We start from the raw sequence: 13,731 nt of genomic DNA, 5'->3' as shown, positions 1-13,731 counted from the left end.
CTTGGCGGTAGTCACAGGTCGGTCGGGCCGGACCTGCCCATCAGCTTTCGCACCTCGATCGGCTGTGCGATGGGGCGACCGCCCGGTCCCGGCGCCGCTGAGACCTTCGCCGCGATCTCGAGTGCCCGCGCCTGTGACTCGACGTCGATCATCTGCATTCCGGCAAGCATCTCCTTCGACTTCGGAAACGGGCCATCGGTGCACACGGGAGCGCCGGTGCCGTTGAAGGTGACGATCGTGGCCAGGTCTGGTCCGCTCAAGATGATGACCTCGACCAACTCACCGCTCTGAGCGAGCTCCTTGTTCACCGCGTTCAGGTGATCCATGTGGGCAGTGATCTCGGTCGGATCCCATTCCGTCGGGGGCGCGATGCCTTCGATGTCGGCGTACTTCGTCAGCAAGACGAACTTCATGTAGATCTCCCTTCGTTGCGTGGCGCTGTTGGCGCCCTCATACCTATGACGGAATCGATCCAGAGTTATCGACATGCGCGGCTCGCGATCGACGTCCACCCGTGGTTCTACTTGGTGAGCATCACACCGCCGTCGACAGCCAGGACCTGACCGGTGACGAAGGAGTTGCCCATGAGGTACAGGTAGGCCGAAGCGACCTCGTGCACTGTGCCGGTCCGCTCGAGGGGGACGGAATCACTGAATCCCGCTTGTTGCTGTGCGAGTTCTTCGGCCGGTACCTCCTTCCAGAAGGCGGTCGCGCGGCCCATGAATGTGGGAGCCACTGCATTCACCCGCACGTCGGGGGCTAGCTCGACCGCGAGGCCTTGCACGAGCGCCGTGATGGCGAGGTTGGCGACGTAACTGGCGGAAATCTCGTCCGCACGCCCCCCGGTACCAGCCGTGAGGACGGCACTTCCACCCGGACGCAACACCGAAGCTGCGCCCCGACAGATCATCCAGTTGGCCCAGAACTTTGAGTCCAGCACATGACGCATCGTGTCTGGGCTAGTGGTCAGAAATCCGCCCGCCATCGAATCTCCAACAAGCGAGACGACGTGGTCGACAGGGCCGAGTTGGGCGAAGTAGCGCTCGATCTCCTGGTCATCGTGCGCATCTAGCACAGCCGTCGACTCGGACCCGATCAGTTCGCCGATTCGGGCGAGCTTCGCCTTGTCGCGACCGGTGAGTAGCACGTTCGCCCCGCGGGCCCGCGCCTGCTCGGCGACACCGCGTCCGATACCCGAGCTTCCGCCGATCACCACGACGCGCGCCCCATTCAAAGGATCAGCGGGGATGGCGGTCATCGGACGCTGCCAAGAGCGACGTCACCCGCGATACGGACCCACACCCGGTCAGCGCCCAGCCACACCATCCGGTCGCCTTGATGCACCATGGCTTGATACTAGGAAGGCAAAGCTCATCGAGGAATGGCCGACGAACCGGTCAGACTCGATGTTGCCTAGAGAACGGAAGGAGAATTCGATGAATACTTATCAATCGATGGAACTGGATGACGTCGACTGGCGGTTGCTCGCCCAACTCCAGGCCGACGCGCGGTTGTCCTTCAACGAACTCGGTCGCCGCGTTCACCTGTCCTCCCCGGCGGTCGCCGAACGCGTCCGTCGTATGGAGCAGGCGGGCATCATCAGCGGCTATTCCGCGGTCGTTGACCCAGCGCGGGCCGGCCAACCCTTACTGGCCTTCATCCAATTGCGCTGCGCGATCGACAAATGCTTGCTCAAGACCACCACCGACGCCGACTATCCCGAACTGGTTGAGGTCCACAAGCTGAGCGGCGAGCACTGCACGATGCTCAAGGCCCGCGCCACCTCCCTGGCGCACCTCGAAGGATTCATCGAACGCCTGGGCACTCACGGCGAGATGCGCACCCACATCGTGCTCTCCACGCAGTTCGAAGGACGCTCCGTTCAACAGGCGATGCCTGAGCGACCAGTGACCCATTCCGAGGGCTGGTCGTAGTCAGCGGTAGCCGCCGACGATAGTGGCTCCCATCGCCACTGGAGCGTCGCGGTGGTCTGATGTCGGTGGGGAAGGCCTCAACGCCGGGACGGCTTGCAGCGACTCAGGGTGTTCGATCTCCTCCCGGATTCGTGCCCGTCCCGTGCCCGTTCGGTGGGCTTCCGCGAGCAACCACCGGCCACTCACGGTCAGATGGGTCGGCCTATGGCTGCCTCCGGCCACCAGGCGGGCGCATTCACCGAGCAACTCTGTTCCCAAGCCGACGTTGTCGCCTGGCACGATCACCGTACGGCGCGTATGTCCCGCCGCGCTTTCGTTCAAGGTCTCAAGGAGGGTCAGCCCCGCGCGGCTTCATATCCTCCCAGGCGAGCTCGACCCGCTCCTGCCGACGCACGGGGTCACCGTCGACCTTGGCGAGCCGGAGACCGATCTGCACCACGTAAGACGGTTGTCCGGGATGCCATCAACGGACCAGGAATAAATGCACAGGGCAGGATCAGCAGTCCCACCGCCTAGATCACCATGGCCGAGCGTCGTCAGGCCGTCGCTACTGAAGATCATCACGAACAAAAGCGCTTGGTCCGTCGGTGCCCGGGCACGGCCCGTCTGACAGAACGTAGAGGCTGCCAAAGATGGTGATCGGCTTCGCCGGTTCGGCCTCTCACTGGGTCGGTGCATCCCACGAGCAGAACACCCACAGCCGCGGTGACGGCGGCAATCTTTCCTCGGCGCATCATTTCCTCTCTGAGTCTCGCCCTTTCACCATCTACCCACCGAGGCTGCCTTCCTTGATGCCGACGGCCGGGCGCTGGCTGGCTACGAGTTGCGTGTTCGCCGCGAAGGCGCGCAGCGACGAGGCGCGTCAGGTCGCCGAGCGGTGCCGAGAGTACGACTCCGCCGACTCCGCCGCCGAGGTCGCCGGCGAGTCACGCTGCCAGTCCGGCGAACATCGGCGTCGGTCACCTCGTTCGCTTCCCTCGGCAACTCACCGACTTGCCGACCTAGTGCTGCGAGCCGATCAGCATCGATTGCGAGGAGGCCGGTTGATACACGGCGGCGCGATCGCGTTCGGCCGGAGGACGTCGCGTCTTCGTGTGGTTCCTGCTCTCCGAAGGAGCCTCCTAAGTTTGCGGCCTGACCATCACCATCGACGGCGGCATCGTCGGCTAGTCCGGCCCCGACCGGTCCAGCTCGGAACGTGATCTGACCAGCCCCGACTCGTAGGCTGTGACCACCGCCTGCGCGCGATCGCGCAGGCCGAGCTTGCTCAGGATCCGGCTGACGTGGGTCTTCACCGTCTGGTCACTGAGGACCAACTGGTCGGCGATCTCCGCGTTCGACAATCCTTCGGCGATCAGTCTCAGCACCTCAGTCTCGCGCGGGGTGAGCGCGGCGAGCAGGACCGGCTGCCGTTTCGATCGAGGTTGCAGGCGGAGGAACTCGCCGATCATCACGTCGGGGGCCCGATGGGTCCGCAGCAGCACGCGATCCGACGAGGCGGCGGTCAGTAGGTCCTGCACGCTCCGGTCGCAGATCAGCCGGCCCTAACCGCCGGACTAGGAAGCCGACCAGTTACTCAGACCACGTGACCAGGTCACCCGCTTGTCGGCATCCGCGGAGGCTAGTTCGCGGCCTCGAAGGCTTCGCGGATGTGGTTTGGGATGCGGCCGCGGTCGTTGACCTCGTAGCCGTTGGCGCGGGCCCACTCCTTGATCGTTCTAACGTCTGCTCCTACCTGCGTGCGCCTGACCTTCGCACCGCGGCTGGTTCGGGCGGGGCGAGCAGCCTCGACATACGGCGCCAAGGCCTTGCGTAATGCGTTGCTGTTCTTGGTATTGAGGTCGATCTCATATGTCTTGCCGTCCAGGGCGAAGGTGATTGTGCCTCCCTTGCCAGCCGAGATGTTCGTGCCCTCGAGGTCGTCGGTGAGGAGAACCTCAGTCCGCTGCACCATGAAAGTCGGCCTCCATTTGCTCGAGAATGTTGCCTATAGCATGCACCAAGCAGCCGCCAGCTGCGACGATCACTGGACCAATCACGATTCCGGTTCGCTCGTGGGCTGTACGTCATCGACGTGATGCAGGCAGGTCAGCAATGCGCAAGGTGTCGTGCGCCCGGCGATCGGCGATCTCCAACATGCCTAGCGGTCAGCACGCGCCGAGGTGAAACGTTGATAGAACGTCCACCGTTGCTGCTAGCAGGCGCAGGGAGAGTAGGCGTGGCGAAGAAGCCGTTGCCGTTGGGCACCTGGGGCGACATTTGGACGATGCCTGTCCACCATGACAGCAGGGGCCGGCCGGACAAGTTTGAGGCGCGGGCGAACTACCGTGACTTCGATGGTCGGACCCGGTTGGTGGCTGGACGGGGAAGGACCAAGACCGAGGCAGCGAACCAGCTTCGGACGATCCTGAAGGACAGGGCTAAGCGTGCGGGTTCCGGCGGGCTGCAGGCGACCGATCGGTTCTCGGTCGGAGCCGATCTGTTCATGGCGAACTTGAAGGCGTTGGTTGACGAGGGCGTGCGAGCGCCCGGCACCTACGACACCTATAAGTATCACCTGGACAAGAACATCCTTCCGCGAATCGGCGCGCTTCGATTCGTCGAGGCGACGACTCCACGGATGAACATGACCATCGTCAGCATCAAGGACGAGATCGGCGTAGCGAGTGCGAAGACCTGTAAGAGCATTATTTCGGGCATCATGGCCATCGCCGTCAGGGATGGTGCGCTCTCGTTGAATCCAGTTCGTGAGATCGCGATTGTCAGTAAGTCTCGGCGCACGCCTCCTCGCGCTCTGAGCAAGGAAGAGCGAGAACAGTGGTTTGAGCTCGTGAACCAGGATGAGCGCGCGATACGTGCCGACCTAGTCGACATCAGTAAGTTCATGCTCGCCACTGGCGAACGGATCGGAGAGACGCTCGCGGTCCTCTGGGCAGATGTCTCACTGGACGCTGGCGAGGTCGACTGCACACACCAGATTCAGCGGGTGGCTGGGAAAGGCCTCGTGCGCACCCGCGTCAAGTCCGAGGCTGGCGAACGGCGCCTGCTACTTCCCGACTGGACTGTGGACATGCTCCGCGATAGATGGAACGCGGGGATGCCATCCGATTCGCCGGTTTTCCCGGACTCGACCGGGGGATTTCGAGATCCGCACAACGTCCGAAAGAGTCTGCGAGACGTGCGCACGCCGGTCGGAAGCGAGAGACGACGTGAACTCGGGCGGGTTCTTCGATACCACCGCCGCCAGGCCGGCTTCACCCAGCAGGACGTCGTGAACAAGCTCGGTTGGAAGAAGACGCGCATCACTCTCATCGAGACTGGCCGAGTCAGACTCGACGAGCAGGAAGCGGGGGTACTGGCAGACGCTTACCAACTGCCTAGGCGGGAACGAGCCGCCTTGATGGAGCTGACAGAGCTCGCCGGCATTCGCTCCTTGGCAGACGAGCTGGCATGGGTGACCTCCCACAAGTTCCGTAAGACCACCGCCACCATCCTTGACGAGGCAGGACACTCCGCCCGACAAGTCGCCGATCAGCTGGGCCACTCCCGCACAAGCACGACGCTGGACGACTACATCGGTCGCAAGGTGCGCAATCCTGCGGCGGCCGAGGCCCTCGATGCGGCGCTTCGGCCGATCCATGAGGACGACCGGCAAGTGCCAGAAGGTCCCGGGCACTAGCTGCAGGTCTCGGCACGAAAACGCCAATCACGTGAGTATCACGTGAGTTTGGCACGAAAGTTCATCACTCTCGAGGCATATTGCCTGGTCAGGAGCCGACGAGGGGACTCGAACCCCTAACCACCGCTTTACAAGAGCGGTGCGCTACCAATTGCGCCACGTCGGCGGGTGGGACTGTGGGTCCCCCAGTGTTGCTGAGTCATCTTAGAGGATCTGGTGAGCAGGGTCGGGAGGTGGAGGGAGGGGTTTGGTGGGAGGGGTCGGGGTGTTGCGCGGGAATCGGGGGTTTCGGCGGTTGTTCGTGGCTCGGGCGGTGTCGTTCTTGGGGGACTCGCTGGGGCTGGTGGCGCTGCTGTTGTACGTCGAGGGGGTTACCGGGGCCGCGTTGGCGGTGGCGTTGTTGTTGCTGGCGGGGGACTTCACGCCGGGGTTGTTCGGTGCGTTCGCGGGGGTGGTCGGGGACCGGATTGATCTGCGCAAGGTGATGGTGGGGTGCGATCTGGCGCAGGGGGTTCTCGTCGTCGTGATGGCGGTGGCGTTGCCGCCGTTGCCGGTGTTGTTGGTGCTGGTGGCGGTTCGGAGCCTGGTGGCGCAAGTGTTCCAGGCGAGTAGTCGGAGCGCGGTGCCGGCGTTGGTGGCGGACAAGGACCTGGAGACGGCCAACTCGACGCTCGGGGCCGGCACCTACGGGCTCGAGGCGATTGGGCCGTTGGTGGCGGCCGTGCTGTTCCTGGTCCTCGACGTCCGCGGGATCCTGCTGATCGACGCGGCGACGTTCTTCGTGTCCGCGGTCCTGCTCATGGGCTTGCCGAGTCTGCCGCCGAGCAACGAACACGCCGGTACTTCGGTACTCCGCAACGCGCGCGACGGCCTCAGTTACATCTGGAAGACGAAGACGGTGCGGGTGATCGGCCTCGGGTTCTTCGCGGTGGTGGCGTTCAACGGGGTGGACGACGTGGCGATGGTGTTCCTCGCGAAGGACGAACTGCACGGCGGGGACTCCGCCGCGGCGACCTTGTACGCCGGGGTCGGGATCGGCCTGGTCGTGGGCTACGCGTTGCTCACCAGGTACGCGAGCCGCTTCGCGATGCCCGTGCTCCTCATCGCGGGTCTCGCGATCAGCAGTCTGGGCAACCTCTTCACCGGGTTGGCCTGGGCGATCTGGGCGGCGCTCGCTCTGCAGACCATCCGAGGAGTCGGCATCGCCGCGCTCGACGTGGCGATCAACACGCACCTGCAGCGGGTAGTGCCGCCGGCGATGCTCGGCCGTGTCTTCGGCAACCTGTACGGCGCGATCGGCCTGGCCGCGGGGATCTCGTACGTCTTCGGGGGTCTCCTGCTCGAGCACACCAATGCCCGGGTGGTCTTCATCGCCGCGGGCGCCGGCGGTCTCCTCGCGACGGCCGCGACCGCTATCGCTCTACGGGTTCAAGCGCGGCGATAGGACCTCGCAGGGCACGTGCACCTGGTACTGCGATCAGCGCGACCGCCGCCATCACCAGGAACGCCGCCATCGGGTAATCCACCAGCAGGCCGACCACGATCGCGACGAGGAGTCCGCCGAGGTTGCCCGCCATCCAGATCAGGCCGGCGCCGGTTCCTTCGGCCTCACCGGTACGGCGTTCGACCAGTTCGAGGACGATCGGCAGGGCGGGCAGCAGCAGGAACCCGATCACGGTGATGGCGACGAATCCCGTCAACGCGCTGGGCACGAAGGCGAGGGCTGTGCAGGCGAGCGCCGTCAGCAGCAGGCTCATCACGAGCAGAGCCGACTCCGCGCGATGCCTGACCACGATCACCGGGATCACGGCACTGCCGATCACGCCGGCGACTACGTTGACCAGGAGGATCGTGCTCGCCGTCTCGCCACTGACTCCGGCGGGTTCCAGCAGGGCCTGGGCGAAGGTGGTCATGGCGACGAAGACCCCGAACGGGAAGATCGCCAGCACGCAGAGCCGCCGGATCAGCGAGTCGCCCCAGGCCACCTTCAGGGCGTTGCGATCCGGACGATGGTGGGCCGCCTTGTGCTCGCCTGGTCTGCGCAGGGCAACGAGCAGGACGAGCGCGGAGACCACCGAGAAGATTGCCGTCAGGATAAGCATGGTGGGCAGTTGGTTGCCGTCGGCAAAAATGGCGGCGAGGAGGAACGCGATCACCATGCCGGCGAAGATGCTGGCGGTGCCCGCGGCGATCCCCTTCGGGCGGTCTTTCTCGGCAAGGTAGCGGCCGGTGATGCCGGTGACGGCGTTGAGGACGAATGGCTGGGCGACCGAGGCAACGATCTGGCCGGCCAGCAGCCAGCCGTAGTCGTCGCCGACGAGCCGCAGGCAGGCGCCCAGGGCGGTCAGGACGGCACCGACGAGCAAGCCGCTGCGGAACCACCGGTCGAGGATCAGCCCGGCCGGGATCGCGAGCACGACGTACAAGAGAGGGAAGACCTGGGCCAGCCAGCCGATGGCGTTCTCGGAGACGCCGTAGCGCTCGGCGGCAACCGTCGTGACGCCGGCGAAGTTCAGCCAGACGAGCTGGGTCGAGGCGCCGACCAGGGCGAAGGCGACGATCGCGAACCACCGGCTGCGAAGCCCGACCGACTGCTGTGTTTCCGCCATCTTTATCCCTCCCGAACCGAACAGTAATCGCAACCCGCCCCGCGCCGCACTGAACCGGCAGAGAACCCGTACTGCACCCACACTGCACCGCGGCGGCACTGACAGAGAGACAGCAAGGTGGGGCGAGGCGAGCGCCCAGTGGACGCGAGGAGCCGGGCGCTGGCGGCGCCGGGGCTGAGACGCCGGTGGGGGCCGGCCGCGGAGCAGGCGGATGGGGCGAGGCGCAGCGCACGACGGACGGCGCGGGGGGAGGCGTGCGCGGAGCGCCGTGGGGCAGGCGTTCGCGGACGCAGGCGTACGCGGCGGCAGGCGGGCGCGGGGGCAGGCGGGCGCGGAGGCAGGTGTGCCGCTGCGACCGGCAGTGCTGACCCTGGGGGGACCTCAACCTGGGAGGAGGGTCGGGTGGTTGATCAGGTGAGAGGGGTGAATGGATGCGGGATCAGGATGGGTTCGACGAGTTCGTCCGGGCTCGGTGGGGCTCGACCGTGCGGTTGGCGGTCGGGTTGACGCTGGATCACGGGTATGCGGAGGATCTGGCGCAGGAGGCGTTGGCGAAGTTGTGGTTCCGGTGGAACCGGGTGGCTGACGGCAACCCGGACGCCTATCTCCGCAAGATCGTGCTGAACACCTTCCTGTCCCGGCGTCGGCGCAAGTGGTGGGGTGAGCACGCGACCGCCGAGCTTCCCGAGTCCGAGGCCGGGCAGCCGGCCGCACGAACCGAAGCGACGCCCACGACCCAGGTGGACGACCGGGACGCGCTGAAGCAGGCGCTCCGGAGAGTCAGTCCGAAGCAGCGGGTGGTGATCTTCCTCCGGTACGCCGAGGACCTGCCCGAGCACGAGGTCGCCGAACTGCTCGGCTGCTCCGTCGGCACGGTGAAGTCCCACGCCAGCCGCGGCCTCGCAGTACTCCGGAAGGCCCTCGACAACCAGCCTCAGGAGGCGCACCGATGAACCAAGACCAGCTGGAACGCCTGCGCGACAGCCTGCTCGACCTGGCAGATCCTTCGACCGGCCCGTCCGATCCAGCCGCACTGGTGAATGACCGCGTCCGCCGACTCAGGAGACGCCGTACTGCGGGGTCGCTGGCGGGTGTCGCCGTAGTCACCGCCGGGGTGATCCTGGCGAGCCAGACACTCACCGGCACCCCGCAGAGCGAACCTCCAGTGGCCGGGTTCCCCACGCCTGCCAGGACGATCGTCATGGATCCGAACACCGGCAAGATCCTGACCGAGAACCCGCCGCGCCAAGAGCAGGCGAACCTGCCGAGATTCCCGCTCCCCCAGCCCTGGTTGAACCAGGTGTACACGAAGTTGCCCGACGCGAACGCCTTCCGCCCGCACGGCTACTACTTGCAGACCGAGACCAAGCTGAACGGCCGCCCTTGGGGCATGGTGTCCTACCAAGCCGGGACCACGACCTCGGAAGCCGGCTGTCTGGAGGTGATCCCGCAAGGAGTGTTCGACGCGGCGGCCTGCTTCGACCGGCCCGAGCCGCACGCCAGGGTCGACTGGCGCGCGCAAACAGCCACCAGCGGCACGAAACCCGCCCTGACCGAGCTCAACTACAGCCTGGTCTACGGAGCGACCCACTACGGCGCCCGCTCGGTCAAGATCACCTTGGCGAACGGTACGACGTACCAGGCACCCGCGACCGGTACACCGGCCTCCCGGAGCCAGCGCTTCTTCGCCTTCGTGGTCCCGGCCAAAGCACCCGCGGTCAAGAAGGTGGAGGCCTTCGATGCCCAGGGCAGGCTCGCGCCAGAGCTACTCGGCGACTAGTTCGACAGAGGCCGCGTGGCGGCGGGCGAGGTCGTGGTAGACGGCGGCGTTGTGGTCGACGAAGAGCTTGGCGGTGCCTTCCAGCGGGATGATCTTCTTCGCCGGGCTGCCAAGCGCGACGGACTCGGGCGGGATCACCGAGCCCGGCGTGACGGTGGCGCCGGCGGCGATCAGGGCGCGCTCGCCGACCACGGCGCCGTCGAGCACGATCGCGCCGTTGCCGATCAGAGCCTGCTCGCCGACCATGCAGTCGTGCACGAGGCACTGGTGACCGACGGTCGCGTTCCGGCCGACCTCGCAGAGCCCGTCGCCGACGTGGATCACCGAGTTGTCCTGGATGTTCGCGCCCTCGCGGATGACGATCCGGCCTAGGTCGGCGCGGATCACCACGCCGTACCAGATCGAGGCGCCCTTCTCGACGACAACGTCACCGACCAGGGTGGCGGTCGGCGCGATCCAGGCTTCCGGGTGGACGGTCGGGCTGACGCCCTCAAAGGAATACAGCGGCATACCGAGCAGACTAAGCGACTGACTTGACCCGTCGAACCAGTACTGCGCCCAGCAGCGTCACTGCCGCGGCTAGTACGTAAAGCACCGGGTAGCCGCCAAGGAAGCGCACCACAGGTGCTGCGATAGCGGAAGCAATCACCTGCGGCAGGGAGTTCGCGATGTTGATCACGCCCAGGTCCTTCGCCCGGTCGCGCGCGCTCGGCAGGACCTCCGTGAGCAGCGCGAAGTCCACGGACAGGTACACGCCGAAGCCGATACCGAGAACGACAGCTCCCACCAGCGCGCCGGACCAGGTCGGCCAGATCGCGAGCAGCAGGCCACCCAGCGCCATCACGACCCCCGCCCAGGTGACGAAGACCTTCCGGCGGGCCAGGCGGTCCGACCAGCTTCCGGAGCCGACGGCCGTCAGAATCACGCAGAGGCTGTAGATCGCGGTCAGGATCAGTACGCCGGTATCGGGGTCGTCGTAGCCCACCGCATCCTGCAGGTAGAAGAACAGGTACAGCGTGCCGAGCGCATTGCCGAGATTGAGCAGGAAGCGGGTCAACCAGGCCCAGCCGAAGTCCGGAAAGCGCCGAGGGCTCACCCAGAATCCCGCGAAGAACTCACGCCACACCAACGCCGGCCGTTCGGTCAGTTGCTGGTCACCGCTGATCAGCAGATAGGGAATCACCGAGACGACCAGGAAGGCGGCACAAGCGATATAGCCGACGCCAACCCCTCCGACGACGGTGGCCAGTCCGACTCCCACCAGCGCGCCGAGCGTCTGGGCGAGCGCGACCCACCCGCCGACGACACCGCGCTGGAGCTTCGGCACCCGGTCCGGCACAGCGGCGGTGATTGCCGCCAGCAACGCGTTGCAGAACAGTTGCACCAGGCACCAACCGAGCAGCATCCACGCGACCGCACCGGCACCCGCCAGCACCAGCAACCCCGCCGCTCCGCCGAGCGCACCGGCGAGCACCCAGGGCACCCGACGACCGAAGCGCGATCGGGTGCGGTCGGAGATCGCCCCGAACAAGGGGTTCGCGACCACCGAGACCGCCGCACCGACACCGGTGACCAGACCGAAGACGAACTCCTTGTTGCCCGGAGCAATCGCATCGGACTGCTTCGCGAGCAGCACCTGGATCGGGCCGAGCCAGGCGGCGAACACCCCGACATTCGCCAGCACGACACACCCGCAGTCCACCGCCTCCGAACCGGCACCACCGGTTCGGCAAGAGCGTGAGGTGCGGCCGACTCGGTGGTCATTCCCGGCTCTTGGCGATCACGCCGCGTTACCAGTGGTACGACGCTTTCGGCGTGCGCGCCTGGGTCTTGAAGTCCACGTGCACCAGGACGAAGCGCTGCGAGTACCCGGCGGCCCACTCGAAGTTGTCCAACAACGACCACTGGAAGTAGCCGCGGACGTCGATGCCGTTGTCGATGGACTGCTTCAGGACACGGAGATAGGCGTCCAGGTAATCGATCCTGCGTTGGTCGGTGACTACGCCGTCGACGGGTTCGTCGTTGATCGCGCAGCCGTTCTCGGTGATGTAGATGGGCGGCAACCGGTCGCCGTACCGAGTCTTGAAGGTCTGCAGAATCTCACCGAAGGCCTCAGGAACGACAGGCCAGCCGAAGTCCGTGCGGGCGTAACCCTCCAGAACACGCGGTTCGAAAGGAAGACCTTCGGGTATGGGAATGCCGTCCGTGGCCGCGGTGTCGGGGTTGCCGGTGGGAGCGCCGACCCGGACGGGCGCGTAGTGGTTCAGGCCGAACCAGTCGATCGGGGTGGAGATCACCTCGAGGTCCTCGGCGACCGGACCGGGCATCGCCTCCCCCAGCCCCTCGGGATAGCGGCCGAGCAGCACCGGATCAGCGAAGAGCCAGTTGACCAGGTTGTCGTAGAAGCCTGCCGCCGCCACGTCCTCAGGGCTGTCGCTGGCCGGCCAGGTCGGAGCGTGGTTCGACGCGATCCCGATATTCGACGCACCACCTGCCCGCAGAGCCTGTACTGCGCGGCCGTGCGCGAGCAACTGGTGATGAGCCACCGGCAGCGCCTCGAAGCCAAGCTGCTTCCCCGGCGCGTGACCACCCACGGCGTACCCGAGCAGGGTGAGCACCACCGGCTCGTTGATCGTCATCCACAACGACACCCGGTCTGCGAAGCGTTCGGCCAGCAGGGCGGCGTAGTCGGCAAACCGCCCAGTGATGTCCCGGGACGCCCAGCCGCCGGCATCCTCGAGCGCCTGCGGGGTGTCCCAGTGGAACAACGTCGGCGCCGGCTGGATACCGGCGGCCAGCAGCGAGTCGATCAGCCGGTCGTAGAAGTCGAGCCCGGCGGCGTTGCCCGGACCGGTACCGGACGGCTGGATCCGCGGCCAGGAGAAGGAGAACCGGTAGACGTCGACCCCGAGATCACGCATCAGCCCGACATCCTCGGCATACCGGTGATAGTGGTCGCAGGCGACCTCCCCTGATTCGCCGTTCAGGACCGCGCCCGGTGAGGCGCAGAACGTGTCCCAGGTCGAAGGGCCGCGACCACCCTCGGTCACGGCACCCTCGATCTGGTACACCGACGTCGAGACCCCCCACCGAAAATCGGGGCCGAAGTTCAGCGAATCAGCTGTCACTCGCATCATCCTCATTGGGTCTGGCGACGTCCTGGGGACGCGGCGGCTCCACTTTGCGGACGATCACCGCGGTGCCGTAGGCGGCCACCTCGCTCATCGTCTGGGCGATCTCGTTGCAGTCGAAGCGCATCGCCAGGATCGCGTTCGCGCCCATCTGCTGCGCCATCTGGCACATCCGCATCACCGCGACGTGCCGCGACTCGGCCAGCATCTGGGTGTACTCCGGCATCTCGCCACCGCCGAGCGACCGGAAGCTCGCGGTGAAGTTCGAGCCGAAGTCGCGGCTGCGGACGGTCAGCCCGAACACCTCGCCGAACACCTTCTCCGCGGTGTATCCGGGCAGGTCGTTCATGGTCGAGACGAGCACCGGGTACGGCGAACCCTGCGGCGCCACGTGTGGCGCGTTCTGCGGGCCCGGCTGATATCCACCCGGCGCCTGGCCGTACCCGGGCTGCCCGTACCCGCGCTGCTGCGGCGGGCCCTGCTGGTAGCCGGGCGGCGGAGCGTACCCCGGCGGCGGCCCCTGCTGGTAGCCCTGCTGCGGCGGGTACGGCTGGTTCGGGTTCGGGGGAAAGTTCTGGTTCATGCCGTCATCTTTCCA

General features: G+C 66.2%; 14 protein-coding genes and 1 tRNA gene. 5 read left to right on the top strand and 10 right to left on the bottom strand.

What is annotated here, in order from left to right:
* Positions 1 to 11: 11 nt before the first annotated feature.
* Positions 12 to 413, bottom strand: a complete 402-nt coding sequence (locus tag ACFPJ1_RS37030; protein ID WP_380110974.1) for a YciI family protein — start codon at positions 411 to 413, stop codon at positions 12 to 14.
* 107 nt (positions 414 to 520) lie between these two features.
* Positions 521 to 1,258: an SDR family oxidoreductase gene (locus ACFPJ1_RS37025; protein ID WP_380110973.1), complete on the bottom strand. Its 738-nt coding sequence runs from the start codon at positions 1,256 to 1,258 to the stop codon at positions 521 to 523.
* 178 nt (positions 1,259 to 1,436) lie between these two features.
* On the opposite strand from ACFPJ1_RS37025, the gene ACFPJ1_RS37020 reads away from it, so the two are divergent.
* The gene (locus ACFPJ1_RS37020; RefSeq protein ID WP_380110972.1) at positions 1,437 to 1,934 is read left to right on the top strand and encodes an Lrp/AsnC family transcriptional regulator; all 498 of its coding nucleotides are present in this window, start codon (positions 1,437 to 1,439) and stop codon (positions 1,932 to 1,934) included.
* Positions 1,935 to 3,100: 1,166 nt separating this feature from the next.
* Here ACFPJ1_RS37020 and ACFPJ1_RS37015 read toward each other — a convergent pair.
* On the bottom strand, positions 3,101 to 3,454 hold the full coding sequence (locus ACFPJ1_RS37015) for a response regulator transcription factor (protein ID WP_380110971.1): 354 nt from the start codon (positions 3,452 to 3,454) through the stop codon (positions 3,101 to 3,103).
* A 101-nt stretch (positions 3,455 to 3,555) separates the two neighbouring features.
* Positions 3,556 to 3,888: a histone-like nucleoid-structuring protein Lsr2 gene (locus ACFPJ1_RS37010; protein WP_380110970.1), complete on the bottom strand. Its 333-nt coding sequence runs from the start codon at positions 3,886 to 3,888 to the stop codon at positions 3,556 to 3,558.
* 264 nt (positions 3,889 to 4,152) lie between these two features.
* On the opposite strand from ACFPJ1_RS37010, the gene ACFPJ1_RS37005 reads away from it, so the two are divergent.
* Entirely contained in the window at positions 4,153 to 5,613 is a 1,461-nt protein-coding gene (locus ACFPJ1_RS37005) for a helix-turn-helix domain-containing protein (protein ID WP_380110969.1), read from the top strand.
* 93 nt (positions 5,614 to 5,706) lie between these two features.
* On the opposite strand, the gene ACFPJ1_RS37000 is transcribed toward ACFPJ1_RS37005, so the two are convergent.
* Positions 5,707 to 5,779, bottom strand: a tRNA-Thr gene (locus tag ACFPJ1_RS37000).
* Between the two features lie 84 nt (positions 5,780 to 5,863).
* Here ACFPJ1_RS37000 and ACFPJ1_RS36995 point away from each other — a divergent pair.
* A complete protein-coding gene (locus tag ACFPJ1_RS36995) occupies positions 5,864 to 7,057 on the top strand; it encodes an MFS transporter (protein ID WP_380110968.1) in 1,194 nt (397 codons plus the stop codon).
* Here the strand turns inward: ACFPJ1_RS36995 and ACFPJ1_RS36990 are convergent.
* Complete coding sequence (locus ACFPJ1_RS36990) at positions 7,026 to 8,222, bottom strand: MFS transporter (protein ID WP_380110967.1); 1,197 nt, start codon at positions 8,220 to 8,222, stop codon at positions 7,026 to 7,028. The genes ACFPJ1_RS36995 and ACFPJ1_RS36990 overlap by 32 nt on opposite strands.
* A gap of 431 nt (positions 8,223 to 8,653) precedes the next feature.
* Here ACFPJ1_RS36990 and ACFPJ1_RS36985 point away from each other — a divergent pair, with 431 nt between their 5' ends.
* Both ACFPJ1_RS36985 and ACFPJ1_RS36980 read left to right on the top strand, forming a co-directional pair.
* Complete coding sequence (locus tag ACFPJ1_RS36985; RefSeq protein WP_380110966.1) at positions 8,654 to 9,175, top strand: SigE family RNA polymerase sigma factor; 522 nt, start codon at positions 8,654 to 8,656, stop codon at positions 9,173 to 9,175.
* Positions 9,172 to 10,002: a hypothetical protein gene (locus ACFPJ1_RS36980; RefSeq protein WP_380110965.1), complete on the top strand. Its 831-nt coding sequence runs from the start codon at positions 9,172 to 9,174 to the stop codon at positions 10,000 to 10,002. Before ACFPJ1_RS36985 ends, ACFPJ1_RS36980 begins: the two co-directional genes overlap by 4 nt.
* Here ACFPJ1_RS36980 and ACFPJ1_RS36975 read toward each other — a convergent pair.
* From ACFPJ1_RS36975 to ACFPJ1_RS36960, 4 genes are all read right to left on the bottom strand, one after another.
* On the bottom strand, positions 9,988 to 10,512 hold the full coding sequence (locus tag ACFPJ1_RS36975; protein ID WP_380110964.1) for a gamma carbonic anhydrase family protein: 525 nt from the start codon (positions 10,510 to 10,512) through the stop codon (positions 9,988 to 9,990). The genes ACFPJ1_RS36980 and ACFPJ1_RS36975 overlap by 15 nt on opposite strands.
* Before the next feature lie 10 nt (positions 10,513 to 10,522).
* Positions 10,523 to 11,686, bottom strand: a complete 1,164-nt coding sequence (locus ACFPJ1_RS36970; RefSeq protein WP_380110963.1) for an MFS transporter — start codon at positions 11,684 to 11,686, stop codon at positions 10,523 to 10,525.
* A 106-nt stretch (positions 11,687 to 11,792) separates the two neighbouring features.
* On the bottom strand, positions 11,793 to 13,130 hold the full coding sequence (locus ACFPJ1_RS36965) for a GH1 family beta-glucosidase (protein WP_380110962.1): 1,338 nt from the start codon (positions 13,128 to 13,130) through the stop codon (positions 11,793 to 11,795).
* The gene (locus tag ACFPJ1_RS36960) at positions 13,120 to 13,716 is read right to left on the bottom strand and encodes a YbjQ family protein (protein WP_380110961.1); all 597 of its coding nucleotides are present in this window, start codon (positions 13,714 to 13,716) and stop codon (positions 13,120 to 13,122) included. Before ACFPJ1_RS36960 ends, ACFPJ1_RS36965 begins: the two co-directional genes overlap by 11 nt.
* Positions 13,717 to 13,731 lie beyond the last annotated feature (15 nt).

Source organism: Kribbella qitaiheensis, from assembly GCF_042657745.1.
GTDB classification, from domain to species: Bacteria; Actinomycetota; Actinomycetes; order Propionibacteriales; family Kribbellaceae; genus Kribbella; species Kribbella qitaiheensis.
Note: the sequence above shows the minus strand (reverse complement) of the source record. Positions and strands in the feature narration are given on the sequence as shown.

Coding starts and splice junctions, on each gene's coding strand:
- ACFPJ1_RS36975 (WP_380110964.1), bottom strand. CDS start 10,512: ATGCCGCTGTATTCCTTTGAGGGCGTCAGCCCGACCGTCCACCCGGAA.
- ACFPJ1_RS36980 (WP_380110965.1), top strand. CDS start 9,172: ATGAACCAAGACCAGCTGGAACGCCTGCGCGACAGCCTGCTCGACCTG.
- ACFPJ1_RS37030 (WP_380110974.1), bottom strand. CDS start 413: ATGAAGTTCGTCTTGCTGACGAAGTACGCCGACATCGAAGGCATCGCG.
- ACFPJ1_RS37010 (WP_380110970.1), bottom strand. CDS start 3,888: ATGGTGCAGCGGACTGAGGTTCTCCTCACCGACGACCTCGAGGGCACG.
- ACFPJ1_RS36960 (WP_380110961.1), bottom strand. CDS start 13,716: ATGAACCAGAACTTTCCCCCGAACCCGAACCAGCCGTACCCGCCGCAG.
- ACFPJ1_RS37020 (WP_380110972.1), top strand. CDS start 1,437: ATGAATACTTATCAATCGATGGAACTGGATGACGTCGACTGGCGGTTG.
- ACFPJ1_RS37025 (WP_380110973.1), bottom strand. CDS start 1,258: ATGACCGCCATCCCCGCTGATCCTTTGAATGGGGCGCGCGTCGTGGTG.
- ACFPJ1_RS36985 (WP_380110966.1), top strand. CDS start 8,654: ATGCGGGATCAGGATGGGTTCGACGAGTTCGTCCGGGCTCGGTGGGGC.
- ACFPJ1_RS36990 (WP_380110967.1), bottom strand. CDS start 8,222: ATGGCGGAAACACAGCAGTCGGTCGGGCTTCGCAGCCGGTGGTTCGCG.